The 25,720-nt window shown below is 38.5% G+C and carries 27 protein-coding genes; 6 read left to right on the forward strand and 21 right to left on the reverse strand.

Annotated features, from left to right (window positions below; all coding sequences use genetic code 11):
• The first annotated feature begins 145 nt into the window (after window positions 1–145).
• The 3 genes from M3196_RS04950 (at window position 146) to M3196_RS04960 (ending at window position 1,289) form a co-directional block, all read left to right on the forward strand.
• Window positions 146–478, forward strand: coding sequence for a YtrH family sporulation protein (locus M3196_RS04950; protein ID WP_251321111.1), 333 nt, complete (start codon window positions 146–148; stop codon window positions 476–478).
• Entirely contained in the window at window positions 478–987 is a 510-nt protein-coding gene (gene ytrI, locus M3196_RS04955; RefSeq protein WP_251321112.1) for a sporulation membrane protein YtrI, read from the forward strand. The genes M3196_RS04950 and ytrI overlap by 1 nt, the downstream gene beginning before the upstream one ends.
• Before the next feature lie 119 nt (window positions 988–1,106).
• A complete protein-coding gene (locus tag M3196_RS04960; RefSeq protein WP_251321113.1) occupies window positions 1,107–1,289 on the forward strand; it encodes a hypothetical protein in 183 nt (60 codons plus the stop codon).
• 51 nt (window positions 1,290–1,340) lie between these two features.
• On the opposite strand, the gene M3196_RS04965 is transcribed toward M3196_RS04960, so the two are convergent.
• On the reverse strand, window positions 1,341–2,288 hold the full coding sequence (locus M3196_RS04965; RefSeq protein WP_251321114.1) for a DHH family phosphoesterase: 948 nt from the start codon (window positions 2,286–2,288) through the stop codon (window positions 1,341–1,343).
• Window positions 2,289–2,373: 85 nt separating this feature from the next.
• Between M3196_RS04965 and M3196_RS04970 the strand changes: the two genes are divergently transcribed.
• Window positions 2,374–2,673: a YtpI family protein gene (locus M3196_RS04970; protein ID WP_251321115.1), complete on the forward strand. Its 300-nt coding sequence runs from the start codon at window positions 2,374–2,376 to the stop codon at window positions 2,671–2,673.
• A 42-nt stretch (window positions 2,674–2,715) separates the two neighbouring features.
• Here M3196_RS04970 and M3196_RS04975 read toward each other — a convergent pair whose 3' ends face one another.
• From M3196_RS04975 to M3196_RS05005, 7 genes are all read right to left on the reverse strand, one after another.
• Window positions 2,716–4,032 carry a DRTGG domain-containing protein gene (locus M3196_RS04975; RefSeq protein ID WP_251321730.1) on the reverse strand — a complete coding sequence of 439 codons (1,317 nt, stop codon included), beginning with the start codon at window positions 4,030–4,032 and terminating at the stop codon, window positions 2,716–2,718.
• A gap of 82 nt (window positions 4,033–4,114) precedes the next feature.
• Window positions 4,115–4,354, reverse strand: a complete 240-nt coding sequence (locus M3196_RS04980) for a hypothetical protein (RefSeq protein ID WP_251321116.1) — start codon at window positions 4,352–4,354, stop codon at window positions 4,115–4,117.
• A 58-nt stretch (window positions 4,355–4,412) separates the two neighbouring features.
• Window positions 4,413–5,093, reverse strand: coding sequence for a metal-dependent hydrolase (locus M3196_RS04985; protein WP_251321117.1), 681 nt, complete (start codon window positions 5,091–5,093; stop codon window positions 4,413–4,415).
• Window positions 5,094–5,231: 138 nt separating this feature from the next.
• Window positions 5,232–6,356 carry an alanine dehydrogenase gene (ald, locus tag M3196_RS04990; RefSeq protein ID WP_251321118.1) on the reverse strand — a complete coding sequence of 375 codons (1,125 nt, stop codon included), beginning with the start codon at window positions 6,354–6,356 and terminating at the stop codon, window positions 5,232–5,234.
• Between the two features lie 423 nt (window positions 6,357–6,779).
• Window positions 6,780–6,941 carry a hypothetical protein gene (locus tag M3196_RS04995; protein ID WP_251321119.1) on the reverse strand — a complete coding sequence of 54 codons (162 nt, stop codon included), beginning with the start codon at window positions 6,939–6,941 and terminating at the stop codon, window positions 6,780–6,782.
• Window positions 6,942–7,006: 65 nt separating this feature from the next.
• Window positions 7,007–8,392, reverse strand: coding sequence for an argininosuccinate lyase (gene argH, locus M3196_RS05000; protein ID WP_251321120.1), 1,386 nt, complete (start codon window positions 8,390–8,392; stop codon window positions 7,007–7,009).
• Window positions 8,389–9,591 carry an argininosuccinate synthase gene (locus M3196_RS05005; RefSeq protein WP_251321121.1) on the reverse strand — a complete coding sequence of 401 codons (1,203 nt, stop codon included), beginning with the start codon at window positions 9,589–9,591 and terminating at the stop codon, window positions 8,389–8,391. Before M3196_RS05005 ends, argH begins: the two co-directional genes overlap by 4 nt.
• A gap of 215 nt (window positions 9,592–9,806) precedes the next feature.
• On the opposite strand from M3196_RS05005, the gene M3196_RS05010 reads away from it, so the two are divergent.
• A complete protein-coding gene (locus M3196_RS05010; RefSeq protein ID WP_251321122.1) occupies window positions 9,807–10,121 on the forward strand; it encodes a hypothetical protein in 315 nt (104 codons plus the stop codon).
• A gap of 335 nt (window positions 10,122–10,456) precedes the next feature.
• On the opposite strand, the gene M3196_RS05015 is transcribed toward M3196_RS05010, so the two are convergent.
• From M3196_RS05015 to M3196_RS05050, 8 genes are all read right to left on the reverse strand, one after another.
• Entirely contained in the window at window positions 10,457–10,963 is a 507-nt protein-coding gene (locus M3196_RS05015; RefSeq protein WP_251321123.1) for a MogA/MoaB family molybdenum cofactor biosynthesis protein, read from the reverse strand.
• Window positions 10,964–10,972: 9 nt separating this feature from the next.
• Window positions 10,973–11,809: an EcsC family protein gene (locus tag M3196_RS05020; RefSeq protein WP_251321124.1), complete on the reverse strand. Its 837-nt coding sequence runs from the start codon at window positions 11,807–11,809 to the stop codon at window positions 10,973–10,975.
• An 81-nt stretch (window positions 11,810–11,890) separates the two neighbouring features.
• The gene (locus tag M3196_RS05025) at window positions 11,891–12,562 is read right to left on the reverse strand and encodes a GNAT family N-acetyltransferase (RefSeq protein WP_251321125.1); all 672 of its coding nucleotides are present in this window, start codon (window positions 12,560–12,562) and stop codon (window positions 11,891–11,893) included.
• A 168-nt stretch (window positions 12,563–12,730) separates the two neighbouring features.
• Window positions 12,731–13,918 carry an acetate kinase gene (locus tag M3196_RS05030; protein WP_251321126.1) on the reverse strand — a complete coding sequence of 396 codons (1,188 nt, stop codon included), beginning with the start codon at window positions 13,916–13,918 and terminating at the stop codon, window positions 12,731–12,733.
• A 203-nt stretch (window positions 13,919–14,121) separates the two neighbouring features.
• A complete protein-coding gene (locus M3196_RS05035) occupies window positions 14,122–15,120 on the reverse strand; it encodes a class I SAM-dependent methyltransferase (RefSeq protein WP_251321127.1) in 999 nt (332 codons plus the stop codon).
• Window positions 15,121–15,252: 132 nt separating this feature from the next.
• Complete coding sequence (tpx, locus tag M3196_RS05040) at window positions 15,253–15,753, reverse strand: thiol peroxidase (protein WP_251321731.1); 501 nt, start codon at window positions 15,751–15,753, stop codon at window positions 15,253–15,255.
• An 86-nt stretch (window positions 15,754–15,839) separates the two neighbouring features.
• Window positions 15,840–16,304, reverse strand: coding sequence for a GerW family sporulation protein (gene ytfJ, locus M3196_RS05045; RefSeq protein ID WP_251321128.1), 465 nt, complete (start codon window positions 16,302–16,304; stop codon window positions 15,840–15,842).
• Window positions 16,305–16,307: 3 nt separating this feature from the next.
• Entirely contained in the window at window positions 16,308–16,979 is a 672-nt protein-coding gene (locus M3196_RS05050; RefSeq protein WP_251321129.1) for a DUF2953 domain-containing protein, read from the reverse strand.
• Between the two features lie 150 nt (window positions 16,980–17,129).
• Between M3196_RS05050 and M3196_RS05055 the strand changes: the two genes are divergently transcribed.
• Window positions 17,130–17,927, forward strand: a complete 798-nt coding sequence (locus M3196_RS05055) for an NAD kinase (RefSeq protein ID WP_251321130.1) — start codon at window positions 17,130–17,132, stop codon at window positions 17,925–17,927.
• Between the two features lie 39 nt (window positions 17,928–17,966).
• On the opposite strand, the gene M3196_RS05060 is transcribed toward M3196_RS05055, so the two are convergent.
• The 5 genes from M3196_RS05060 to ezrA all read right to left on the reverse strand — a co-directional run bounded on the left by M3196_RS05060 (window position 17,967) and on the right by ezrA (window position 25,703).
• The gene (locus M3196_RS05060) at window positions 17,967–19,580 is read right to left on the reverse strand and encodes an amidohydrolase (RefSeq protein ID WP_251321131.1); all 1,614 of its coding nucleotides are present in this window, start codon (window positions 19,578–19,580) and stop codon (window positions 17,967–17,969) included.
• A gap of 89 nt (window positions 19,581–19,669) precedes the next feature.
• The gene (mbcS, locus tag M3196_RS05065; protein ID WP_425310975.1) at window positions 19,670–21,247 is read right to left on the reverse strand and encodes an acyl-CoA synthetase MbcS; all 1,578 of its coding nucleotides are present in this window, start codon (window positions 21,245–21,247) and stop codon (window positions 19,670–19,672) included.
• 234 nt (window positions 21,248–21,481) lie between these two features.
• Window positions 21,482–22,693, reverse strand: coding sequence for a tRNA uracil 4-sulfurtransferase ThiI (gene thiI / locus M3196_RS05070; RefSeq protein WP_251321132.1), 1,212 nt, complete (start codon window positions 22,691–22,693; stop codon window positions 21,482–21,484).
• Between the two features lie 5 nt (window positions 22,694–22,698).
• Window positions 22,699–23,841, reverse strand: coding sequence for a cysteine desulfurase family protein (locus tag M3196_RS05075; protein ID WP_251321133.1), 1,143 nt, complete (start codon window positions 23,839–23,841; stop codon window positions 22,699–22,701).
• Between the two features lie 170 nt (window positions 23,842–24,011).
• Window positions 24,012–25,703: a septation ring formation regulator EzrA gene (gene ezrA, locus M3196_RS05080; RefSeq protein WP_251321134.1), complete on the reverse strand. Its 1,692-nt coding sequence runs from the start codon at window positions 25,701–25,703 to the stop codon at window positions 24,012–24,014.
• Window positions 25,704–25,720: the final 17 nt, after the last annotated feature.

Raw genomic sequence — 25,720 nt, forward strand, 5'->3', positions numbered from 1 at the left:
TGCACCTATTTCCAACTCCATTATAGTACAGAAGTCAGAACATGTTAATGAAACAGGTTAACCCATGTCCCGTTAACTCTTTATCGGTAAAACGAGCATACTCTTCTTTTGTTGTCCATACATTGAATAATAGAGGAGGGTTCTCATGGTACGCGATTTTTTTGCAAACATAATTCTGGATTTTGCAATTGCATTCGGTGTGCTTCTAGGAGGAGCACTAATTGGCGGACTCGCAGCATTTCTTGTTGGAAAAGCCCCTATTCTCGAAATGATGGAACTGGCTAAAAAGCTTAAAATCTGGGCAATCGTTGCAGCAATCGGAGGTACATTTGATACCATCTCAAACTTTGAAAGAAGTTTTGAAAATGGAGCTACGTTTGAGATTTTCAAACAACTAACTTATATCTTTGTTGCAATCGCAGGTGCTAATACGGCTATTATATTAATTCAATGGCTCAGCCAGGAGCATATGAACTAATGAGGATTCCGCCGCTATATCAACGAAAAGGCTACCAGCGTTTTTTTGCAGGAGTCGCAATCGGTTTTATCATCGGCTGGGCATTTTTCCTATTTCAGGGCGGGTTAGCACATGAACGTCTTGTAAATAAATTGAAAGAAAAGAATTCTATTATTATAGATCTTGAGAAGAAAAATGAAATTCTGACTTCTGATGATAAAAGAGCAAACGAAGAACTAGCCAAAAAGTTTAAACTGCATGAAATTAATGCCCGTTTTTCAAACACCTCATCAGATAAATTATCTAACCTCACAAAACTGCATTTAACTAAAGCGGTTGAGGATGACCTTGAGCATTTAATAGGAGAAGATACTGAGACAATCGCTAAAAGCCATGTTTTGCTCGTACAAGCTATTGAAAATAAACCTTTTCAGCTAGATGATGATCAAAAGTATGCAGTTAAAATCGACCACCTTTATCTGTACACTGGGGTACTCCGAATCTATGTTTCTGCTCGTCTGATTGAATGATTATGCATAAATAATGGGCTATATATTACATTTTTATGAATCTTTGGGCAGCAGAATGGCATTTACCCCATTCTTTGTATACAATATTAACAAAAGAGTGAATAATGGGGGGAAACTAAATGATTATTAATCGAAAAGAACTAGCACGTGAAAAGGTTAAAGAATTACAAAATGGTTTCTCTGCTTTCGCAGAAACGAAAGAAGTAGCAGATTTAATTAAAAGAGAGCTTGTAAAATTAAACTTAAAAGTTCACGAAGATGTTACTGATCTTGGCTCTTGGTTCATCCCTGAAAAAAATTAATACACTTTTAAAATTCTTCAAAAGTGTAAAAAGGCCCCCCATGAGGCCTTTTTATTTTGTCTTATATTCGATACATGCTTTTCTTAATTCTAAAAGTACAGCCTCAGTATCTTCCTTTGTATATACAGTGGCTCCAGAGGCTCTTGGGTGTCCACCTCCATTAAACTTGGCAGCGATCTTATTTACAACCGGTCCTTTAGAACGGAGTCTGACCCGTATTTGATCTGGTTCATCCACAAAGAAAACCCATGCTAATAATCCTTCAACATGTGAAAATGAATTAACCAGAAGCGACGCTTCACTCGCATTCGTATTAAAAGTTTTCAAAGTGTCTTCTGTGAGATGAATATAACCTACACATTCATCTAAAATGACAAAATGCTGAAGTACATAGCCATTTAACCTTACAAGTTTTTCAGAAATCTTATAAAGATTTTCATGAATCTCTGAAGGTGAAAAGCCTGTTTTCAATAATAGGGCGGCATACCTGTGTGTCTTTTCCGTTGTATTGGAGAATAAGAAACGTCCTGTGTCACCTATAATACCCGAATAGAGAAGCCTCGCCGCTTGAGCATTCAATTTCAGCCCTTTTTCTGCACCAAAAAGATAAAAGTCCATAATCATTTCACTGGTGGAACTAGCTGTTGTATCTACCCATACTAGATCACCATAAGGATCCTCATTTGGGTGATGATCAATCTTGATGACTGTATCACCCAAAGAATAGCGCGAATCACTAATTCTCGGTGAGTTTGCTGTGTCGCATATAATGACCAATGCTCCACTGTATATATCATCTTCAATTGAATCCATCGTGTTCAAAAAGGTAAGATTTTCATCCTCTTCGCCTACTAAGAAGACTTCCTTCTCTGGGAAACTCGCTTTTATAATAGCTGCAAGTCCGCCCTGTGAACCTAAAGCATCTGGATCTGGCCTTACATGCCTGTGAATTATGATTCGTTCAGATCGTTTGATTTGATTTAAAATTTCCTCTTTCATAATGAACTCCTTTTAGACCTTGTTGTGGCAATTCTTGTTTTAAACGTTTACAATATAATGGAGTAACTACTTGGGGGAATTTTTAATGCCGATTTTTATTATCCTAATTATACTTTCTTTTGCTCTGTATGTGTTTTATAAAGTTCGGGAAGTACGTGCAAAAGAGCCTTTTTATAAACAATGGACAGGAACAAAAGCAAAAATGGCACTCGGAGCATTCTTGGCTTCCTTCGGATTAAACGAGTTAACCGCCGTCGAAGGACGTGTACAGCTTTGGGTTGCTCTGATTTTCCTGGCGTACGGAATTGTTCTATTATTAATGGGCTGGAAAATGTACAAGCATTTCTTAACCCTTGCTCGAGAAGAAGCTAAAGAAACAAACTGAAGATAGTAGTAAAAGTCCCTCCGAAGGGGACTTTTTTTATGTTTATGAACGGTGGTCGATCAATTGAGCCATCATCATAGCCTTTCCTGCAATCTTACCGTCATGATATATCTCAACATCTACTTTTCCAAATTTCCTGCTTACCTCTAAGACTCTTGGAATGAATTGTATCTCGCTCTCGATCTGAACGGGCTTGATATAATAGAACGTTACATTTTCAACAACAAGATCACCTTTTTTAATTCTACGTAAAGCCTTGCGGGCTGTTTCTGTTACGAGGGTCATCAGTACACCGTATGAAACGGTTCCTAAATGATTCGTCATCTGCGGTGTGATCTCACAGGAGAAGGATATTTCATTTTCTGACTTATGTTCTTTTAATTCTGTCGTGATCAGATCATCGAAGGTAGCCCCAACTTGAGGCTGTTTTTGCATCATCTGCATCGCTTTTAACACATCTTGACGAGTGAGAATACCAATTAATTTATGGGAGGAACCTGTTACAGGGAGTAACTCAATTCCTTCCCAGATCATCATATGTGCACAGGCTGCTACTGACGTTTTCTCAGTTACAGTTAGAGGCGAACGAGTCATAACTTTTTCAATGGTAATCTCCTCGGGTACCCCAATGATATCTTTAGATGTAACCACTCCGGTTACCCGGTTTGATTGATCCACTACTGGATAACGGCTGTGCATGGTTTCACGGTTTAGTTCGTGCCACCTCTCGACCTTATCATGCTGAAAAAGATAGTGCGTTTCATCGATTGGAATTAGAATATCTGAAGCTAGTACGATATCTTTTTTAATTAACCGGTCATGAATCGCTTTATTTATCATTGTCGCTACAGTAAACGTATCATAACTCGTAGAAATAACCGGGAGTTCCAATTCGTCAGCAAGTCTTTTCACTTCTTCTACTGTGTCAAATCCGCCGGTGATCAAGATCGCGCTGCCGGCTTTCAATCCTAGCTCATGGGCATTGACACGGTTACCGACAATCAATAAACTTCCCGCATCAACATAGCGCATCATCGCTTCAAGTTTCATTGCACCGATTACAAATTTGTGCAAGGTTTTATGAAGTCCAGCTCGTCCTCCAAGTACTTGCCCTTCAACAATATTAACCACTTCGGCAAATGTTAATTTTTCAATATTGCTTTTAGCTTGCCGTTCAATCCGGATGGTTCCTACACGTTCAATCGTGCTGACAATCCCTTGGTTTTCAGCTTCTTTAATCGCTCGATATGCCGTTCCTTCACTAACTGTTAAATCTTTTGCGATTTGCCGAACGGAGATTTTCGATCCAACATCAAGCTCAATAATATGCTGCAATATTTGTTCATGCTTTGTTAGCATTACATTCACCGTTCCTTTTACCTGTATCTATCTGTTTCAGTTGTTTGACTAATACAGATTATACAGGCAATGAAACAGAAACTCAACTTTCCATGTGCACCCTTTTACGTGACTTTTGATTAGAGAAAGCCTGCTTCTTAACTGTTCTTTTTCTGGCTTCATTTTTATTAAACAGCAAACTTAAGAACAGCATCCCGGCAAATCCTGTCCAGGCAATCGAAAAAAAGGTTTTCATCGTAAGTTCTTCAAATGATAGAACAGGTAATCCCACGTAAATCAAAACGACAAGCATAAGTAACTTTGCTATTTTTTCCTGACTCATAAGTAAAACAACCTCCCTTACTATCATTGGTATGCATAGAAAGAGAGGTTAGAATCATTTATATATTCAAGCTTTCACCGCTTTGAAGTGCTTTCCCTTTTGTGCCAAGCTTTGCAGCAAATGAGCTTTCAGGATCCTGTTGGATCACAGGAAACGTATTATAATGAATAGGAATCGTTATCGGAGCTCCGATCCATTTAGCAGCGATTAAGGCATCTTCTGGTCCCATCGTAAAATTATCACCAATAGGCAGGAAAGCAGCATCAGGTTTCTCCAGCTCTCCGATCATTTTCATATCTGAAAAGAGAGCAGTGTCCCCAGCGTGATAGATTGTTTTATTATTATCAGAAAACAAGATTCCTGCCGGCATACCGGTGTAAACGACTTTTCCATCCTCTTCTTCATAGCTAGAGCCATGAAAAGCTTGTGTGAATTTCACTTTTCCCCAAGAAAATTTGCGGCTTCCTCCGATATGCATCGGATGAACTTCAACACCTAATGAACCGATATAGTTTGCTAGTTCAAACGGTGCTACCACCAAACTGTTGTTTTTTTTCGCAATTTCAACTGTGTCACCAACATGATCATTATGACCATGTGTTAGAAGGATTACATCCGCTTTTACATCTTCTACTTTGATCTTACATTGACCATTTCCATTGATAAAAGGGTCTATCCAAACAGAATGTTCGCCCGTTTGAATTTCAAGTACTGAATGTCCGTGATACGTTACTTTCATTTAATATATTCCCTCCTTCAAATAATAGGATTCGTTATTGCATCCTACTTTCCTTTCATACCCTATTATAGGACATAAAAAAAGTCCGATTCCAGGAAGAAGTACTTCTTTTCTGAAATGGACTTTTAGTAGTTGGATTCATTGCTTATGTGCGAGTATAGAGCCTGCATCTTTATAATCTAATTGATGTGCTTCTGCGACAGCTTTATAAGTGACAAATCCATCGAGTGTGTTTATCCCTTTTAACAATGCTGCATTATCGAGACAAGCTCTTACGTATCCCTTGTTAGCAATCTGCAGTGCATAAGGAACCGTAACATTTGTCAGACCGATTGTAGATGTCCGCGGAACTGCCCCTGGCATGTTGGCAACTGCATAATGCAGCACTCCATGCTTTTCATAAGTAGGATTATCATGTGTAGTAATGCGGTCAACCGTTTCAAAAATCCCGCCTTGATCTATAGCGACATCAACGATAACCGATCCAGGCTGCATGCCTTTAATCATCTCTTCCGTTACCAGTTTTGGTGCTCTTGCTCCTGGAATAAGAACCGCTCCTATCACGAGAGCTGATTCTTGAACAGCAAGTGCTATGTTTAGCGGGTTTGATATAAGTGTATTGATTTCAACACCAAAGATATCATCGAGCTGACGAAGCCGTTCAGGGTTCAAATCGATAATGGTAACATCTGCGCCAAGTCCCATAGCGATTTTAGCTGCATTCGTACCTACAACTCCACCGCCGATTACGGTTACCTTACTGCGCCTTACACCTGGGATGCCGCTTAAAAGAATCCCAAGACCGCCTTTTGGCTTCTCTAGAAATTGTGCTCCAATTTGTGCTGCCATTCTTCCAGCGACTTCACTCATTGGGGTTAACAGCGGCAGCGTTCCGTTTGGAAGCTGAACAGTTTCATAGGCGATTCCGATTACTTTATTTTCCGTTAATGCTTTTGTCAATTCCGGTTCAGGAGCTAGATGTAAATAAGTAAATAAAATTAAACCTTCACGAAAAAAACAGTATTCTTCTGGTAATGGTTCTTTAACTTTCATAACCATTTCCATCGACCAGGCTTGAGTTGGTGTCTCTACCATTACTCCGCCTGCACTTTCATATTCTTCATCTGTGAAGCCCGACCCGATGCCGGCACCTCTTTGTATAAATACTTCATGACCGGATGCCACTAGGTTTAATACTCCAGCAGGCGTCATGGCTACCCGGTTTTCGTTATTTTTAATTTCAGTCGGTATACCTATTTTCATTGCTGTCCCTCCCTGAAAATGAATGGAAATTTTTTCTTCATTTCTATAGTTACCATACCACCAAAAAACCAAAATAAAAAGGCAGATTTAATTCTATAAACAAGACAGGTTTTAATGTGCCCTATTAAAAAAGAAGCATTCATGGAAAGTGACTGAAGAGGGAACGCGTGTGTCGAATCGAGTCGAAAATCGTGTATATTTTAACTAACGTGGGATTAATCCAATTATTGTGGGATTATTTAAATTAATGTGGGATTATTGAAAATAACGTGGGATTACGATTTTCTTGATATATCATCCTAGTAAACAAAGTGCTATAAAGTGTAAAATTACTCACATTTTTTCATATTCGTAATATTTAAAACTAAAACAAACCTAAAAACAAAAAAAAGGTGACTCACTTCGAGTCATCCTTTCTTATTCTTATTGGAGGTTTTCTTCTTCATCTAACTTTGTACGTTCCTGACCTTGATCAACTAAATCGACTACTCCACTTTGATAAGCTTCTGTAATCTGCTGATGAACAGTCATTTCTCCTTCTTGATCATACTCAAGCTGCTGATTCGGGCGTTTTTCCTTTTCCATTTAACTTCCTCCTTTTAAGATGAAACTTATGTTTAGTTTCCTTCTTGAGAAGAAAGTTATCGCGGTTAATTATTGGAAATATATACAGCAGATTTAGCGGCATCAAGCTGCTGACGTACAGCTTGAAATCCAGTACCGCCTTCTGAGTTTCTTTTTTCCACTGCAGTCTTTGGAGACAGCGCGTCAAATAGATCATCAGCAACCGCTGGACACCATTCTTTATATTCAGCCAGACTTACATCTAGCAGATAGCATCCTTTTTGAATGCATTGAAGAACCATCTGACCTACTAATTCATGCGCTTCTCTAAAAGGAATACCTTTTTTAGCTAGATAGTCTGCAAGTTCTGTTGCATTAGAAAAATCTTGATGAACGGCTTTGTTCATACGTTCTTCATTAATCTTTATTTCATTCATCATCCCTGTCATTATGCTTAAGCAGCCTTTGACTGTTTTTACAGCATCAAATACAGGTTCTTTGTCTTCCTGCATATCTTTGTTGTAAGCAAGAGGAAGTCCCTTCATTAATGTAAGCAGTGAAAGGAGTGATCCATAGACTCTTCCGCTTTTTCCTCGAATGAGCTCTGCCATATCTGGGTTCTTCTTTTGCGGCATCATGCTGCTGCCAGTTGTGAAACTGTCACTGATCTCGATAAAACCAAACTCTTCTGAAGACCAGATGATCAGTTCCTCACAAAACCGGGATAAATGCATCATGATCATAGAGGCATTGCTGCAGAATTCAATCGCAAAATCTCTGTCGCTAACAGCATCTAAACTGTTTAAATACTTTTTTGAAAACCCTAGTTCATTCATTGTTATATTTCGATCGATAGGAAAAGTTGTTCCTGCTAATGCACCCGCTCCTAACGGCATAACATCTGTTCTTTTTAAGCTGTCCTGCAGCCTTTCTTTGTCACGGTCAAGCATCCAAAAATATGCTAATAGATGGTGAGCGAAAGACACAGGCTGTGCACGCTGAAGATGTGTATATCCAGGGATAATGGTTTCAACATGCTCCTCAGCCAGGTTAAGCAAGGATTTTTGAAGTTCATCAATATAATCCATGATCAACTGTGTTTCTTCTTTTACATAAAGATGAAAATCGGTTGCTACCTGGTCATTCCTGCTTCGTGCCGTATGAAGCTTGCCGCCGTCTGGACCAATTTGATCAGTGAGCAGTTTTTCAAGATTTAAATGTATATCTTCATATTTTACTGAATAGTCGAGCTCTCCAGCTTGTTCCTGTAATTCAAGTTTCAGCAGGCCGCTTTTAATATTTTCATAAGCACTTTCTTCAATAATACCGGATTGAAACAACATTTTTGCATGGGCCAGGCTTCCCTTAATATCTTGGCTTGCCAATTGTTTATCAAAAGAAATGGAAGCTCCAAATTCATCTACCCATTCTTCCGGCTGTTTTGAAAAACGGCCTCCCCATAATTTTTTCACATTTTCACCTCATTTTTTTGAACCATGCTGCTTACTTTTGTCGGAAGTCCCCATAATGAGATAAATCCTTTAGCAGCACCGTGATCAAACATGTCATCAGATGTATAAGTTGCAAGTTTTTCATCATAAAGGGAGAATGGTGATTTTCTTCCTTCGACAATCGCGTGCCCTTTAAAGAATTTGACACGTACAGTCCCCGTCACATGTGTTTGTGTTTCATCTAAAAAGGCTTTTAATGATGCATTCAGTGGAGAGAACCAAAGGCCATCATATATCAATTCTGTCATTTTCTTTTCAATAACCGGTTTGAAATGGGCTACTTCTTTAACAAGCGTCAAATCTTCCAGTTCTTTATGTGCCTTGATCAATGTTGTAGCAGCAGGACATTCATATACTTCACGTGATTTAATTCCTACTAGGCGGTTTTCAACATGGTCGATACGTCCAACTCCATGAGCGCCTCCCCATTCATTAAGCAGATGAATAAGAGTGTCAAGTGGAAGACTCTTGCCGTTAAGGGAAACTGGGACACCTTTTTCAAAACCGATTTCAACGATCTGAGGCTCATTTGGTGTATTCTCCAAAGAAGCAGTCATTTCATACGCTTCCTCTGGCGGTGCAGCCCATGGATCTTCTAAAATTCCGCACTCATTGCTTCTTCCCCATAAATTTTGGTCAATCGAAAAAGGATTTTCTTTTTTTATTGGAACAGGTATGTCATGCTGTTTTGCATATTGAATTTCTTCTTCACGTGACCAGCTCCACTCGCGAACAGGTGCTAGTACTTCTAGATCTGGTGCCAGGGCTGCAACGGAAACCTCAAATCGAACTTGGTCGTTTCCTTTTCCTGTACATCCATGTGCAACGGCTGTAGCTCCATATTTTTTAGCTGTTTCCACTAATTTTTTGGCGATTAATGGTCTGCTCAATGCAGAAATGAGCGGGTATTTTCCTTCATATAATGCATGAGACTGCAAAGCAACTAATGCATATTCTTCTGCGTATTCTTTTTGTACATCTAATACGATGGATTCAGAAGCTCCAATTGATAAAGCTTTTGATTGTATAAAAGGAAGGTCCTTGCCTTCACCAACATCAAGGCATAATGCAATAACTTCATACCCCTTTTCTACCAGCCAAGGAATAGCCACCGATGTATCAAGTCCCCCAGAGTAAGCCAAAACTACCTTTTTTCCCATATGAAATCTCTCCTCCTGAAGTTCGAATAATGTATTTTTTATTTATTTTTATGCATAATTGTTTATAAAAATACCATTTATGATATTTCATACTATAACAAAAAGAAGGAGGAAATTGCAAGGTTATTCTTTAAAATGAATAAAAATAATAATGATTTATTTATCTGGCTTCACAACAGCACCTTTTGTACAATGAAGGCAGAGGTGATGATCGGATGGATAACCATTTTGTTTGGGACGAAAAGCTCGGGATTTCCATACCTAAATTATATAAGTCATGGGAAGCTTACGATAAAAATGAACAAGCAACTATCCTCCTGCGATGGGAGAAGATAAGAGGAGCAATTCCAGACCGGATCGCAGAAATTGAAAAACAAATAAATAAACTTCAGGATCAGCTGTCTGTAGAAGAAAACTTTAAGGTGTCCTGTGAATTAAATGAAAGAATTGCTAGCCAGGCAGCAGTCATTAATGACCTCTGGCTATGGTACAGATTAAATCAGCAGGTAACATCGAAAATACACGGGTAGCATACATCAAAAAAGAGGATGCGGATGCACCCTCTTTTATTTAGGCTCTTTTCTAAAAGATTGTTGTTTTTTAAGTAATTTTGTTCCATTCCCTTCTTTGACACGTTGATTCTAGCGTAAGGTGCGTGCCAACCACCTGAGTATGCTTCTCGGAAGGCATGCGACGAGGAAGCCCGCTTCGGTATGGATTAGCTTGTAGACGCAGGAGCACAATTACACCATTGATAGGATCCTTCCTTGTGCCAAGGGGGCTCACCGTACGCCCCGCGGAAAGCGAGGCATCCTGAAGCGGAAACAACTACTTTCAAGAGCAACAAAGTTTGCGAAAACAGCCTTTATTTATAAAGCTGTTGTACGATATGCGTAAGTTCAGGCAAGATTAACTTTTCCATACCGAGTTTTACTGCTCCCGACGATCCAGGAAGAGCAAAAATTGCCGTTTTCCCATGTACGCCAGCGACAGCACGGCTTAACATAGCCGCTGAACCTATATCTTCTGTGTAACTTAACATACGAAAAAGCTCACCGAATCCAGTGATTTCTTTTTCAAAAAATGAAGTTAAGGATTCAATGGTTACATCCCTGAAGGCAATTCCAGTTCCCCCATTAAATATGACAACATCAATATCTTCCTTATCTATGGCAAACTGGACAGCTTCTTGAATTTGGCCTTTATCATCACTAACAATTCTATATTCCTGAATATCATGCTTATGAACAGACAGAAAGGAATGGATGAGCCTACCGCTTTTGTCTGTTTCTTCATTCCTTGTATCGCTTACGGTTACAATCATGCATCTAGCCATTTTTGGAGCTAAATCTTTATGTTCTTGAACACTCATAAAAAACACCTATCCGTTATATTTTTCAAAAAGATATCTTTTTTGATAAAACTTATGTGCGATTTCAGTGATTTTCCTTGATTGCTGATAGTTCATTACAGCGCCTAATGCCATACCGAATATCGGAAGACCTTGTGTCAGCTTTTTTCTGAGAAGCATGATCGCCATCATCTTAACGATTTGTTGAATAGGATGAGACATCCAGGAAACGTCTGCTATTACGTCTTTACCTGCATAAAAAATAGGGTCTTCTTCTTCACGAAGTTCTTCCATTAACTCATCCCATTTTTCCTGCTGATACCGTTTCGGCATCGTAGCTGCATGATACACTTTAAGGGAACGCATCATTTCAGACGGTCTTTGGATATCATAGCCGTAATGCATTGCGATCGATTGGACAGACCGAATTCCTAAAGCGACCATTGCAGGGAAATCTGTTCCTAAAAAAAGAAGTCCGCCTGTCCCTGCCAGCCCTCCCTGTGAGAAGGATAATAAACGGTTGCGCGCAATTTGCTGATCAGCCATATACGATAATTGATCAATGGAGCATTTTTTCAGATCTTCAATTTCAAAAATATCTTCCCTAAAAACCCGGGCTTCGGAGAGAAGTCGTTGTTTCATATCCAGCTGAAATTGAGAATTTTGTATAAGCGCATGAATATGAAACAGGACAGAATCTACGTATTCTCCAATTGTCTCCTGCATTTCTTCCGACAGCATATCCATTTGTCTCGTTGCCCATTTTTCATAAGTACGGCCAAAATCTGTAGGTTCGTATGTAAAAAAGTTTTCTTCCCAGTTTTTTATTTCTTGCCAGATTTGTTCTTCACGCTCTGTTAATGGCATACCGTTCCTCCTTTAACCTTTTTTATAGTTTATAATAACCGTGGATTTAAGTAAAAATAATATCTACTGTTAGTCTAGCAGCTAATGAGAAGAATGAAATGGGTTTTTCCATTCCATCAGCAAGCCATAGTGACACGATTCCTCATCCTCCAAATATCCAGGAACGAGAACAAGAGGGGTTCGGCCGCATCGCAGCAAAAATGAAATAACAGGGTCGCGCAATTCTCCTTTCACTACTTTTTCTATATATACATCAGGCTTCATTTCTTCGGAAAACTTATGGTATCCTGGCATCCTTCCCCCGCCTAAGAGCCTGCTAAGCTTCAACTGAATAACGGTTTCATACATAGATTGCATGAGGAGTTTTCCAAGATCAAGTTTTCTATATGAGGGACGTATACATATATCAACTATATAAAGTGTATTCCCGTTCTTTTTATGAGTTTTAATATAACCGTTATCTGTAATCTCTTCCCAAGTATGTTTTGGATGCTCCGGGTCAAAGTCCACCAGCAATCCGGTAATTGATCCAGCAAGAACTCCGTTAATTTCTGCACATAAAGCCCCTTCAGAAAAAAGGGTTACATGATTTGTAAGCTGTTCCTCGTTCCACCATAGATCGGAAGGGAATGGCGGCGGGAAACTTTCTTTTTGAATTTGTATGAGCTCCTTAAAATCTTTCTTCTCATAATTTCTAATAATAACTTTAACGTTTTTTTCGTTTGTGTATAAGTATTGTTCCTTTTTGTACATGAAAAACCCTCTCCCTTGATGGTTTGAGTCACTCCTGTTAAAGGTACATAAAAGAATTTACGCTTTTTTCATTCATTTTCCTTCATATAAATAAACAAATACCCACTTAAACACAAAAACAACCTTTTCTCATGCAATAAATACATGATAAAAGGTTGTTTATCAAGCTTACATCGCTATACGCATAGTATCTCTAGCGATCATAACTTCTTCGTTTGTAGGAATTACAATTACTTTTACAGGTGAATGAGGGTAGCTGATGAATGCTTCTTTACCGCGAACCTGATTTAATGCAGGATCCCAATACACGCCCATAAATTCTAAACCGCGAAGTACTCTTTCACGGACAGCTGTACTATTTTCACCGATACCTGCTGTAAAGATAATAGCATCAATACCTGCCATTCGTGCTGCATAAGAACCAATGTACTTATGGATACGACTAGCAAATACTTCTAGAGCAAGTTCAGCACGTTCATTCCCCTTCTCTGCTTCACTTTCAATATCTCGAAGATCTGAGGAGAAACCAGAAACACCGAGCATACCACTCTTATTGTTTAACACATTCAACACTTCTTCAGCACTTTGACCAGTCTTTTGCATGATATAAGGAATTAATGAAGGGTCAATGTTTCCTGAACGAGTCCCCATTGTTACACCAGCTAAAGGAGTGAACCCCATAGAAGTATCGATGGATTTACCGCCTTCAATTGCAGCAATACTTGCTCCGTTTCCAAGGTGGCAAGAAAGAAGACGAAGCTGTTCTACCGGACGGCCAAGCAGTTCAGCCGCTCTTTCAGAAACATACTTATGGCTTGTACCATGGAAACCATATTTACGAATTCCATATTGCTCATAATACTCATACGGAAGGCTGTACAAGAATGATTTTTCCGGCATTGACTGATGGAAAGCTGTATCAAATACGGCAACAGCCGGTACATTCGGCAATACTTTTTGGAATGCTTTAATCCCTACAACGTTTGCAGGATTGTGGAGCGGAGCTAGATATGAAATTTCTTCAATCCTTTTTAAGATTTCATCTGTAATTAAAACAGAATCGTTAAACTTTTCTCCTCCGTGAACGACACGATGGCCAATTCCTTCAATCTCATCAAGAGAGGATATGATGCCGTGATTGATCAATTTATCTAAAAGCATAGAAACTGCTTCAGAGTGGTCCTGAATATCTTTTACTTCTTTAACTTTTTCACCATTAACTTCGATTGTGAAAATAGAATCATTTAATCCGATACGTTCAACAAGTCCTTTTGTCAGTACTTCTTCCTCGGGCATTTGTAGAAGCTGAAACTTTAAGGACGAGCTTCCGGCATTAATTGCAATAATTTTAGCCAAAATAGCCATCTCCTTCAATTCAAGAAAAAGAAGAGCGCTTTGCTGCACACTTCTATCTCATTAATACTATAATCCTTCCTTATTTAAACATTGCACATCGTTATTATCAAGGTTGTAAAACGCTTACACCTTATATTCATGCAATTCAGATTTGAATGCGTTTGCAACTGTACAAAAAAAACAGCATGAGTGATCCCACGCTGTTATTTTTCACGTTCCCATTCAGTTTTAAACCACTCATTCATCTGGTCCATCACATTTGCCAATCCGGTTTTGTTTGAAAAAGAAGGCAGCTGCGCAAGAATTGCTTGTTTTGGCTTAATAGCCCCTTCACCATTCTTTTGCAGAATCAGGATGCTTTTCGCATGAACCGATGATTTGAAAAGTGTTTCCGGGAGCTGAAGCAAACCTAAGATGGTTACATTTTCTTTAATCCAGGCTTGCAATAAAGCTGATTGTTCACTTTCAAAAAGGTTGTTTGGAACAATAAAAATACCAATTCCAGCTTCTTTTAAATGATTGACTGACTGTTCGATGATTAAGTGATGTGCATAAGTGTGACCGTTTTTTTCTCTTACTTTATACACTTTAGCAGTATCGTCATCTGGGTAATATCCGACAGGCAGGTCCGCTATAACAACATCAACCGGATCTGCATAGAGAGGTTTAATCACATCTTGATGGAACAGCTCTGCTTTATGTTTTTGTATGTTTGCGTTTACCCAGGCTAAACGCAGCAGCGTTTCATCTACTTCAACACCAAACGCTTCACATTCTTTATCTTTTAGCTGATTTAATACAGCAGTCAATAAATTTCCAGAACCGATTACTGGGTCTAATAGGGTAAGATGCTCCGCTTTTTTCATGAATTTCTGTACAAGGTAGCCTGTGAATAAAGCTACAGCATCCGGAGTCATTGCATGATGGGGCTGAACAGCTTCCTTCATTCCTTTTAATACAGCCAGCTGAAAAGCTTTACGTAATTCTTCCTTGCCGTATTCAGTCAAGTTAACCTTTTTATACTCCCCCGTTAAAACACTGATCAATTCTTTTGGATACTCTTTAGGAATCTCCTGAAAAAACAAATTTTCGCCTGTTTCAACGAGAGCATCTAAATATGGTATTTCTAATTTTTCCTTTATGGCTGTTGTTGTATTATCTAATACTATAAATAGTTTCTCCACATCTTTAAAAGTACTCATTATTTCCTCCTAAGTTTTCACAGGAAACATTTTATCAAATGACATGCACCATACACAATGCTAAACCATTTATAAATGCTGTTTCATAAAAAAACTCCAGCAGAGAGCACTGCCGGAGATGGGTGGTTACTGTTATTTCGCAGCTTTTGCAGCTTCAATCGCTGCTTCATAATTTGGATGGTTCGTAACTTCGTCTACATATTCAACATATGTAACTTTGTCAGAGCTATCGATAACGAATACGGAGCGTGCTAAAAGGCGCAATTCCTCAATCGCTACACCATAAGCTTTTCCAAAAGAAAGATCACGGTGATCAGATAGCGTTTGAACGTTTTCAATACCTGCTGCTGCACACCATCTCTTTTGTGCAAAAGGCAAGTCCACTGAGATCGTCAACACCTTAACATGATCAAGCTTAGAAGCTTCCTCGTTAAAACGGCGGACCTCAGCATCGCAGACACCTGTATCCACTGACGGTACAGCTGCTATCAGTCTTACACTTCCTTTTGAATCTGCTAAAGTAACCTCAGACAAATCATTTGCAAGAACTTTAAAATCTGGAGCTTGATCTCCTGCTTTTACCTGGTTTCCTAATAAAGTGACCGGTTTTTCTTTAAATGTAACGCTCATGATCTATAACTCCTCCTTCAAATTTATGTACTTCCCTATTCATCTTAAAACATCACAGAAGAAAAAGCTAACAAGATGTTAGCTTCCTTTTAAAACTCATTTGGTTGTGTAGTTGAAGATCCTTTTGTTTTATTTTTATTCATTAAATGCTGCAGTTTATCGATGACACCAGGCGCTAAGTCTAAAATTCTTTCATAAAGATGTGTACTGTTATCTAAATGAATTGTTTTTATCCCCGTATTGCTAACAACCAGGAATGCGATTGGAGTAATTGAAACTCCGCCCCCGCTTCCTCCTCCAAAAGGCATCTCTTTAGAATCACTTGAAGATCCTTGATGTGATTGCTGTGACCCTTGGGAAGAATTTTGAGATTGCTGCTGATTTCCGAATTCACTTCCTCCGGCTGCAAAACCAAAACCAACTTTTGAAACAGTAAGGATTACACTGCCATCAGGTGTTTCGACAGGGTCTCCAATAATCGTATTAACATCGATCATTTCTTTTAGATTTTCCATTGCGGTTTTCATTAAACCCTGGATTGGATGTTCACTCATTTTTTACACTCCTCCAGTCATATATTCAGAATTTACCTGAGATGAACTCCTTGACTTTCGCCAAGATTTCAATATTTTTAACATAACGACAATAGCATGCCCGATTTTAAAAGAAACCATACAAGAAAGCCTCGTTTCACTATGCATTCCTTGAAAAACAGGAACAACAGAAATAGACGGTGTTCCTTTTAATTGAAAAAATGTATTAATGAGCTGGAGTACGATACCTTTTATCCCCCAGACTGTTCCAGCTGCCACCGCTGATGAAGAGGCTTCTCCTAGACCGATTGCACTGTGCCACTCAACATTAGAAACTTTTATTTTCTTTAAAAATTGCGCAATAATGCGATAAAAGTTTTGGACATGCTTCAATGTTTTTTGAAACATGATATATTGGTGCTTGAGCTGTTTAAACGATTTCCTTTTCTTTTTTTCTTTCTTTTGTCCCATACTTGCCTGCGTTTCTTCTTTTATTTTCACCGCATGGTCTTTTGTATCGACCTTGACAAGAGGAATATGAAGTGTGTACTTTATAATGCGATACATACGCAAAGTGATTTTAATATCGCTGTTATCGTTGCGATGCACAAAGTTTAGTGCAACATTAAGCGTGGAAATCATTAAGAGTAAAAATAGAATGATAAAAATAGATAAAATGATTAAAATCCATTCCATAAATGTTCTTCCCTTCTATTTTTTCAGTATAGGCAAGGGATTGTTAATCTAAACGTATATAGAATGTCTGCTACAATATAGCCAGGGAATCAATATTGACAGTCCGAACAAAATAACTGTGGAGTATAATTTTTAAGGGAGGTAGGAAAGATGACTGAAAGAAATAAGATTTTCTTTTTCTATAAAAAAGAAGAATCCATACTTAAAAAAGCAGATGGACTTAAATCTTTAGCAGAAAGAGAAGGGTTCGCGGTCACAGAGAATGAAAAAGAAGCCAACATCATTGCAAGCATCGGCGGTGACGGAGCATTCTTACAGGCTGTTCGAAAGACAGGATTTAGAGAAGATTGTCTTTATGTCGGGGTAAGTACATTAGATTCGGAATTTTATTGTGATTTTCATATTGATGATCAAGCAGGCATGATTGAAGCCATGAAGAACGAACAGATCGAAGTCAGGAAGTATCCAGCTCTATCCGTAACGATTGATGGACAAGGATTGTTTTATTGTCTGAATGAATGTTCACTTCGTTCTTCCATTATAAGAACGCTTGAAATTGATGTTTTTATTGATGATCTTTATTTTGAGACTTTCCGCGGCGACGGATTGATCATTTCAACTCCAACTGGCAGTACAGCATATAACAAATCCGTTAACGGCGCTGTAGTAGATCCAATGCTTGCCTGTTATCAGATCAGTGAGCTTGCTTCATTAAATAACAATCGGTACCGTACACTTGGTTCATCATTTTTATTGAGTGATAACAGAAAAATGTCGTTAAAAATCAAACATGATAACAGCCATTATCCGATAATCGGAATGGATAATGAGGCAATGAGTGTAAAGCATTGTGAAAGCTTAAGTTTTGAGCTGACAAATAAACGGATAAAAACGGTTAAGTTAAAAGATAACTCGTTTTGGCATAAAGTGAAAAGAAGTTTTCTATAGCTGATAAAAACAGCCTGCGTTTGCAGGCTGTTTCTTGTATTAACTATGGGAATGTGTATTTTTTGCTGAAGATAATTCGTATGCAATCTCACCCTCAACGATCGTGTATTTCACTTTAGCTTCAAGTATTTCATCTATAGTTATCTTGAATAAATCACGGTCGTATACCGTGAAATCCGCAGCATAACCATCTTTAATATATCCTCTTATATGTTCTTGTCCAATGGCCGCAGCACTGCCAAAAGTATAAAGCCCAATCGCTTCATGTCTTGTAAGTTTTTGTTCCAGTACGTATCCCTCGTGTTTTTCACGTGGTTTTCTGCGGGCAACAGCTGCATAGATACCTAATAAGGGATTAACAGGTTCTATTGGGGCATCTGATCCGCCTGCACAAATGATACCTTCATCCAGCAAGGTTCGGAAAGCATAAGCATAAGGAATCCGTTCCGTACCGAGACGTTCAATTAGCCACGGAAAATCGGATGCAACAAAACCAGGCTGAACATCTAGGATAACGGACAGCTGTTTCAACTCATTGATCAAAGACTCTGATACTAAACCTGCATGAATAAGCCGGTCCGCACCACCATGGGGGGGACATTTTTTTATCACTTCAATCGTTTTCTGAAGAGCCATATCGCCAATGGTATGAACAGCAATATTCATGTTTTCTTTTCTGGCTTTTTGAATCAGTTTTAACAATTCATCGTCCTCGTGAATATAAACACCCGATGTTTCAGGAGCATCATTATAAGGATGAGAAAGCCATGCTGTTCGTCCTCCAAAAGCTCCATCACAGAATATTTTCATAGCACCATATTCAACAAACGGCAGCTGATAATTTTTTTTGATCTTTTTAAAATCATCAAGGGCCTCATGATGTACGAGTAAATGGGCTTTGAATTTTAAATGATCATCTTCAAAAACCTTTTTATAAGCATTTAAAGGTCTTTCAACATTTCCATAATAACTAAGGTCCTCTGAATGCCCACCGGTTAATCCTAACGAAAGCAAGTATTCTACAGATGTTTTTAAAGCTTTGTTCAAATATTCCTGCGAAACTTCCGGAACTACTTTTTTTACGAGGTCAGCTGCACTATCATGCAATAATCCAGTAGGATCTCCGTCAGCATCCCGTTTAATGATACCTCCTGCTGGATCTGGCGTTTCATTCATTATTCCTGCTAGTTCAAGTGCTTTTGAATTTGCTAAAAAAGCATGACGGCATACTCTTGATAATAAAACAGGACGGCCCTCAGAAATCACATCTAATTCGTTCTTGTGAAAAATTTTTCGGTCTATAAAATTGTTCTCATTCCATCCTTCCCCAAGGAGCCACTCATTTTCATCCAAAGTTTTCGCTTTTTTTCTTAAGGCCTTTTCCATTTCTTCTGCAGAAGTCATTTCTGAAAGATCCAATCTAATGAGCTTCTCACCATGCCCGATCAAATGCAAGTGACTGTCAACAAAACCAGGAAACATAACATTTCCTTCTAAATCTACAGTCTGTGTAATTTCTTGGCTAAAAATAGGATAGAGTTCTTCTTTCTTTCCTGTTTTCACAATAGTACCATCTTTCACATATACCGCTTCACATTGATCGCCTTCATTAATCATTGTATAAATCGTGCCATTATGAAACAAAGTTCCCACTTTCTTACCACCTTTTGTACATAACATTTTAATCGTATTATAACGGTTTTCAGAACAAAAAGCAGACATCAGCCTGCTTTTCATTACCCTTATCTTGTTTTGGTTGCTTCTAGCTGACGAAGCTCTATTCGCCGGATCTTACCTGAAGTTGTTTTTGGCAGATCGTTCACATATTCGATAGAACGAGGGTATTTATATGGTGCTGTCAGTTGCTTAACATGTTCTTGTAATTCGGATGTAAGTGCTTCCTTATTGTTTGCTGTATTTTCTCTCAATACCACAAACGCCTTTACGATATGTCCTCTGATCTCATCGGGACTTGCTACAACAGCACACTCCTTAACAGCTGGATGCTTCACAAGTGCATCTTCGACCTCGAACGGCCCAATGGTATATCCTGAGGAAATAATGATGTCATCCCCTCTGCCTTCAAACCAAAAATATCCCTCATCATCTTTCTTTGCCTTATCGCCAGTAATGTAATAATCCCCTCTATAGGCCATTAACGTACGGTCTTGATCTTTATAATATTCTTTAAAAAGTGCGGGGCAGTTTTTATGAACGGCAATATCACCAACTTCTCCTGGTCTTACAGGTATTCCATTCTCATCAATGATATCCACATCATTTCCAGGTGTAGGTTTCCCCATGGACCCTGGCTTGATTTCCATACCTTCCATAGTACCTACCAGCAATGTATTCTCTGTTTGCCCATAACCATCACGAACTTTAATATGGAAGTACTTATTAAACGTATCGATTACTTCCCTATTCAATGGTTCACCTGCTGAAACAGCACTTCTTAAATGAGGTAAGCGATATTGATCTAAATTATCTACTTTTGCCATTAATCTGTACTCAGTAGGCGTGCAGCATAATACGGAAATTTGCTGATCTTCTAAAAGAGACAAATATTGCTGAGGATCAAATTTACCTTGATATACAAAGCCTGTTGCCCCAGTCCCTAATACAGAAACAAATGGACTCCAGATCCACTTTTGCCAGCCTGGTCCTGCCGTAGCCCAGACTTTATCGTTTTCAGAGATACTCAGCCAGCTTTTTGCAGCAGTTCGAATATGTGCATATCCCCATCCATGTGTATGGACAACTCCTTTAGGCTGACCAGTTGTACCGGATGTATAGGAAAGAAAAGCCATATCATCTCTTGAGGTTTCAGGAGCCTTATAAGAATCGCTCACATTTTCTGTTATTGCTTTTAAGCTTAGCCAGTTTTCCGTTTCTCCATTAGCGCTTATTTTGTATGTAAGAGTAGGAAGATGTTCTTTTATTTCGCTTACTTGTTCTGTGAATTGATAATCTGCAATGATCGCTTTTGCTTCACTATGCTGAACACGATAACTCAGATCTTTAGCTCTTAGCATCTCGGAACATGGTATAACGGTAATACCTGCTTTTAAGCAAGCGATATACACAGCGTATGTTTCAATTAAGCGAGGCATGATAATAAGGACTCGATCACCTTTAATCAATCCTAATTCTTCAAGTGAATTAGCGATTTGATTTGCTCGTTCCATCAAGTTTTTATAAGTTATGGTTTGTGTTTCATTTTTTTCGTTCATCCAAATCAATGCTTTTTTATCCGGGTTCTCTGCGAATTTTTCAATTTCTTCTGTTAAGTTGTAGATACTAGGAGCGACTAAATTCATTTTCAACATCCACCCTTTCGTTTTCATCATGTCGATTACACACTTATTCTCATTATAATATATTTTTGAAAATTTTTAAAATTTAGTCATCGTTTAAGACAAAATAAAAAGGAGCGGGGAAAGCCCGCTCCGTTAGCCATTTATTATTTAATTTTTGGAATCCATCTAGAGCTTGAGCTACTAGATGCTTAGTAATTTCGCCACCTGCAGACCCGCTAGCACAAGGTGCAGGTTTTAAAACAGATCTTCAAATGTATTATCAGTAGTTTTGCCTTCTTCAAGGATGAGGGTTTCAACCTCTTGAACAGCTTCCTCTATTAGTTCTTCCAAATTCTCAATATTTTTTTCAAACAGAATTGCTTTCTCGCGTTTCGGTTTAGTTTTAGGAGCTGATGGCAAGAAAATAGTGCAACAGTCTTCATAAGGACGAATTGAGATATCATATGTTCCTATTTTATGTGAGATATTCATGATTTCCTGCTTGTCCATCGTTATAACCGGACGAAGGATCGGCATGTTTGTGACTTCGTTAATTGCATACATGCTGTGCATCGTCTGGCTCGCAACCTGCCCGAGATTCTCACCATTCGCAATAGCCATTGCATGGTTATTTTCTGCTAATTTTTCTGTAATTCTAAGCATTACACGCCGCATGATCGTCATACTGTAGCTTGAGGGGATCTTATCTTTTATGGTTTGCTGAATCTTTGTGAACGGGACCACATGAAGCTTGATTTTACCTCCGCTATAACGTGTAAGTTCCTGTGTTAAATCTACAACTTTTTGCTTTGCGCGTTCACTTGTGAAAGGGGGGCTATGAAAATGTACTCCTTCGATGCGGACTCCCCGTTTCATTGTTAAATAACCGGCAACGGGACTGTCAATTCCTCCAGAAAGCATAAGCATTGCTTTACCGCCAACCCCAATAGGCAAACCGCCTGCACCTTTAAATGTCTGACAGCTGATGTAAGTACCTGTATCTTTAACTTCAACTTTCACATCTACATCCGGATTATGAACATCAACTTTTAGGTCTTCTGTATGCTGTAAAAGATATCCTCCCACTTCCCGGTTAAGCTGCATGGAATTAACCGGAAAGGATTTTAAAGAACGTTTTCCAGTAACTTTAAAGGTTCCTTTTTTAACCATTGCCTCATTAAGTGCAAGCAAAGCAGCTTTTTGAATTTCTTGTAAATCATTTTCAGCTCTTAGTGCCAAGCTGATTGAATGGATACCAAAAATATCCTGAAGTGATTTCACAACAGGCTCAAATGGCTGTCCGTTTAATTCGACAACGATCCGGTCAAATAATTTTGCCATTTTAAGATTGTCGTATTGACGAAGTTTTCTTTTAACAGTTTCGAACAGTTGAGACTCAAAGTGCCTTCTGTTTTTTCCTTTTAGGGATAATTCTCCGTAACGTACTACTAAATGATCATAAAGCATTTATATTACCTCATTACCTTTTTAAAGTTTAAAATCTCTTCTTCCAATACTTTTAATGCCGTCTTCACTTCATCTTCCGTACTATCATACGAAGTACTTATGCGGATTGCCGTAGATGCCCTTTTTTCATCAAGACCCATCTCCAGCAGTATTCGGCTTGCTCCTCCCTGTTTTGAAGAACATGCAGACCGTGTCGAAACAAAGATATCTCTTTTATCAAGAGCATGAATCAAGACTTCTGGTTTAATACCTTCAACAGAAAAATTTATGATATGAGGAGCAGAATTTTCTTCAGGGGTATTAATTTCAATTCCGTTAATATTCTTTAATCCATTTAAAATAAAATGTTTTACAGCAAGCATGTTTTCTTTCTTTACTTGCATCTCTTCTAGATTTAGACGTAAAGCCTTTGCCATGGAAACTATTCCTGCAACATTTTCTGTCCCCGCACGCCTGCGATATTCCTGTTCTCCTCCAGTAAATAAAGCAGACAGGGTGACTCCGTTTTTCACATATAGCAATCCGGTACCTTTTAATCCGTGGATCTTATGTGCTGAGATTGTGCAAAGATCAATTCCCCATTCATTTAACATCAGAGGAACTTTACCGATACCCTGAACATTATCGACATGAAAAAAGATTTTTTTATGTTTCTTTAAGGTTTCACCGACTTCTTTAATCGGCTGGATGGTACCTGTCTCATTATTGACATGGAGCATCGAAACAAGAACCGTATCCGGACGTATCGCCTGCTTCAGATTATCTAATGAAATCATCCCTGTCTGATCCACTGGCAAATAAGTTACTTCAAATCCCTGGCTTTCTAAAAATTGAAAGGATTCATAGGAAGAGGCATGTTCTATAGCAGTAGTAATTAAATGCTTGCCGCGGTTCTGATGCTGATAGGCAATACCCTTTATTGCTATGTTATTGCCTTCGGTCCCTCCTGAAGTAAATACAATTTCAGAAGGTGAAGCATCCAATAAATGACCAATCGATTTTCTTGCTGCTGTCAACAGATTTTCTGCTTCTCCTCCTTTGGAATGGAGGGAAGATGGATTGGCAAAATATTTTTCAGACACGGTAACAAATGTTTCAAGAACTTCCTTATATGGCTTTGTAGTTGCACTATTATCCAGATAAATCATCTTTCCAATCCTCCAATTATACGTTCCGTCCATAAATGCACATTTCAATATCATACCATAATTTAAAATCCGTGACATCATAACAATATTACTTCATAGTCTTTGCAAAGTGGCGAAATTCAATCTTTTTCAAACAGTAAAAAACTGCAGGATATTTATCCTTGCAGTTTTTATACATGTGATTTCATATTGATTTCCATCTCTTTTAAAATCCCAGGCTGGACACTTTCAATCGCGGAAGCTGCAATTTGAAGTGCATCTTCATACTGATAGTTGCGGAAAGCAATTTCAGCCTCAATCAATCGTATAGAAACAGATTGATATGAACTTCTGAACCTGTTTCCATATTGGATAAGTTTTTCAGCAAGGAAGGCATTCTCAATCATTTGAGACGTTTCTGCATAACCTTCGTTAACAGCTTCATGTGCTTTGTTGAGTACATAAGAAACATCAGACATCTCTAAAGGCTTTTCATCCAGCTTTTTTGAAACTTCGATGATGTATTCCTCTGCTTTTCCGATGGTAATCAGATAATGTTCGGGCAGACCAGGAAGGTTGCTTTTTTGAACCATCCGTCTTGCTTCCAAAAGCTTTCTTCTTAGTTCTTTAAGACTTTGTTTTGTATCTAACTCGTCTTTTCTTAAATTGTGAAGCATCTCTTCATATACTTTTTGGGAGCGCTGAAGTTCTTCCATTTGTTTCTGCATCTCTTCCATCATTTCACGGATTACAGAAAATGATTCTCTTTTTTCATCGATTGATTCCTGAATGATGATAAATCTGCTTTGAAGCTTGTGGAAAAGTTTTTCAATTTTCTTTTGCATGTCTGCTTCATTTTGTTCAATTAAATAGCTGGAAGAAACAGCTTCGGTCTCAGCTTTTAGATTCTCAATGCGTTCCTGAAGGTTTTGGATAGTGGAAGAAAATACTTCCTTCTCTTTGATTACAAACTGTTTGGAATGTACCTCGTTCTCAAGCATTTCATAGAGCTGATCCATTTTTTGAATAAGCTCATCCATGTCTTTTTGAGCATATTCTAGTTCCAGTTCGAAAACTTTATTTAATGCTTCTTCATTTAATTCTTTTAACGAGGAGATCTCTTTTTCGATCCCAATGTGATGCAGTACATAGCCTTGCTCTTCCATTTCAGTGAATCCTGCGCTCAGCTCTTTTAATGATCCTGGGACATCTGATTGTAAAATAACCAGAAGCTCCGGAACACCTTGCATTTTTGTTTTACATTCAGAAATACGGTTCAAACTTTCCACGAGCTTTTGTCTCGCTTCAAGATGGCTGCCCTGAACAGTGAGTGCTTCAAACGTTTCAAACAAAGCTTTAATCTCATCTAATTCTTTATCAAAAAGAGCAGCTGTTTGTCCAAGTGCCCGAATATGAGTTAAGTAGTATTTCTTCGTTTCCTGCAGCTTTTCTTTTGCCTCAACGATTTCTTCACGGTTAAGCTCTTCACTCGTTACCAGTTCATTAATTTCAGAGGTTATTTCTTTCATTCTTGCATCCATTGCATCTAAAGCTTTATTAACCCCTGTTAAAATTGTACGCGCTTTTTTAAAACGGTATTTGTCTGTATACTCTTCTGCATCAAACAGGTCTTCTTCAAGATTAGGAAGATGGGTCGTAACCATTTCATCCCACTCTTGTCGCCACATTTCAAACTTTTCTTCCGTTTCTCCGATCATCGCCATTCCTTTAACTTTTGATATCTCTTCAGTTAATGGACGATTCATAATCTGCATTTTCCATGCTTCCAAGCGGTCAATTTCTTTATATATTCTTCGGCGTGACATGGCACCGTAAAGGATTAATGCTAGGAATGTAACTATGGCAATGAGTATGTATATCATTGGAGGCACCCCTTCTA

The organism is Fictibacillus nanhaiensis, from assembly GCF_023715445.1.
Taxonomy (GTDB): domain Bacteria; phylum Bacillota; class Bacilli; order Bacillales; family Fictibacillaceae; genus Fictibacillus; species Fictibacillus nanhaiensis_D.

Excerpts from the sequence above, each read along its gene's own strand:
- M3196_RS05005 (WP_251321121.1), bottom strand. The coding sequence starts at position 9,591 with ATGGGAAAAAAGGTAGTTTTGGCTTACTCTGGGGGACTTGATACATCG.
- M3196_RS05010 (WP_251321122.1), top strand. The coding sequence starts at position 9,807 with ATGGATAACCATTTTGTTTGGGACGAAAAGCTCGGGATTTCCATACCT.
- M3196_RS05015 (WP_251321123.1), bottom strand. The coding sequence starts at position 10,963 with ATGAGTGTTCAAGAACATAAAGATTTAGCTCCAAAAATGGCTAGATGC.
- M3196_RS05025 (WP_251321125.1), bottom strand. The coding sequence starts at position 12,562 with ATGTACAAAAAGGAACAATACTTATACACAAACGAAAAAAACGTTAAA.
- M3196_RS04975 (WP_251321730.1), bottom strand. The coding sequence starts at position 4,032 with ATGCTAACAAAGCATGAACAAATATTGCAGCATATTATTGAGCTTGAT.
- M3196_RS04960 (WP_251321113.1), top strand. The coding sequence starts at position 1,107 with ATGATTATTAATCGAAAAGAACTAGCACGTGAAAAGGTTAAAGAATTA.
- M3196_RS04950 (WP_251321111.1), top strand. The coding sequence starts at position 146 with ATGGTACGCGATTTTTTTGCAAACATAATTCTGGATTTTGCAATTGCA.
- ald (WP_251321118.1), bottom strand. The coding sequence starts at position 6,356 with ATGAAAATAGGTATACCGACTGAAATTAAAAATAACGAAAACCGGGTA.
- ezrA (WP_251321134.1), bottom strand. The coding sequence starts at position 25,703 with ATGATATACATACTCATTGCCATAGTTACATTCCTAGCATTAATCCTT.
- ytrI (WP_251321112.1), top strand. The coding sequence starts at position 478 with ATGAGGATTCCGCCGCTATATCAACGAAAAGGCTACCAGCGTTTTTTT.
- ytfJ (WP_251321128.1), bottom strand. The coding sequence starts at position 16,304 with ATGAGTGAACATCCAATCCAGGGTTTAATGAAAACCGCAATGGAAAAT.
- mbcS (WP_425310975.1), bottom strand. The coding sequence starts at position 21,247 with ATGAATTTAGTCGCTCCTAGTATCTACAACTTAACAGAAGAAATTGAA.
- M3196_RS05075 (WP_251321133.1), bottom strand. The coding sequence starts at position 23,841 with ATGATTTATCTGGATAATAGTGCAACTACAAAGCCATATAAGGAAGTT.
- M3196_RS05055 (WP_251321130.1), top strand. The coding sequence starts at position 17,130 with ATGACTGAAAGAAATAAGATTTTCTTTTTCTATAAAAAAGAAGAATCC.
- M3196_RS04980 (WP_251321116.1), bottom strand. The coding sequence starts at position 4,354 with ATGAGTCAGGAAAAAATAGCAAAGTTACTTATGCTTGTCGTTTTGATT.
- M3196_RS04995 (WP_251321119.1), bottom strand. The coding sequence starts at position 6,941 with ATGGAAAAGGAAAAACGCCCGAATCAGCAGCTTGAGTATGATCAAGAA.
- M3196_RS04965 (WP_251321114.1), bottom strand. The coding sequence starts at position 2,288 with ATGAAAGAGGAAATTTTAAATCAAATCAAACGATCTGAACGAATCATA.
- M3196_RS05035 (WP_251321127.1), bottom strand. The coding sequence starts at position 15,120 with ATGAGTACTTTTAAAGATGTGGAGAAACTATTTATAGTATTAGATAAT.
- M3196_RS05020 (WP_251321124.1), bottom strand. The coding sequence starts at position 11,809 with ATGCCATTAACAGAGCGTGAAGAACAAATCTGGCAAGAAATAAAAAAC.
- M3196_RS04985 (WP_251321117.1), bottom strand. The coding sequence starts at position 5,093 with ATGAAAGTAACGTATCACGGACATTCAGTACTTGAAATTCAAACGGGC.
- M3196_RS04970 (WP_251321115.1), top strand. The coding sequence starts at position 2,374 with ATGCCGATTTTTATTATCCTAATTATACTTTCTTTTGCTCTGTATGTG.
- M3196_RS05050 (WP_251321129.1), bottom strand. The coding sequence starts at position 16,979 with ATGGAATGGATTTTAATCATTTTATCTATTTTTATCATTCTATTTTTA.
- thiI (WP_251321132.1), bottom strand. The coding sequence starts at position 22,693 with ATGCTTTATGATCATTTAGTAGTACGTTACGGAGAATTATCCCTAAAA.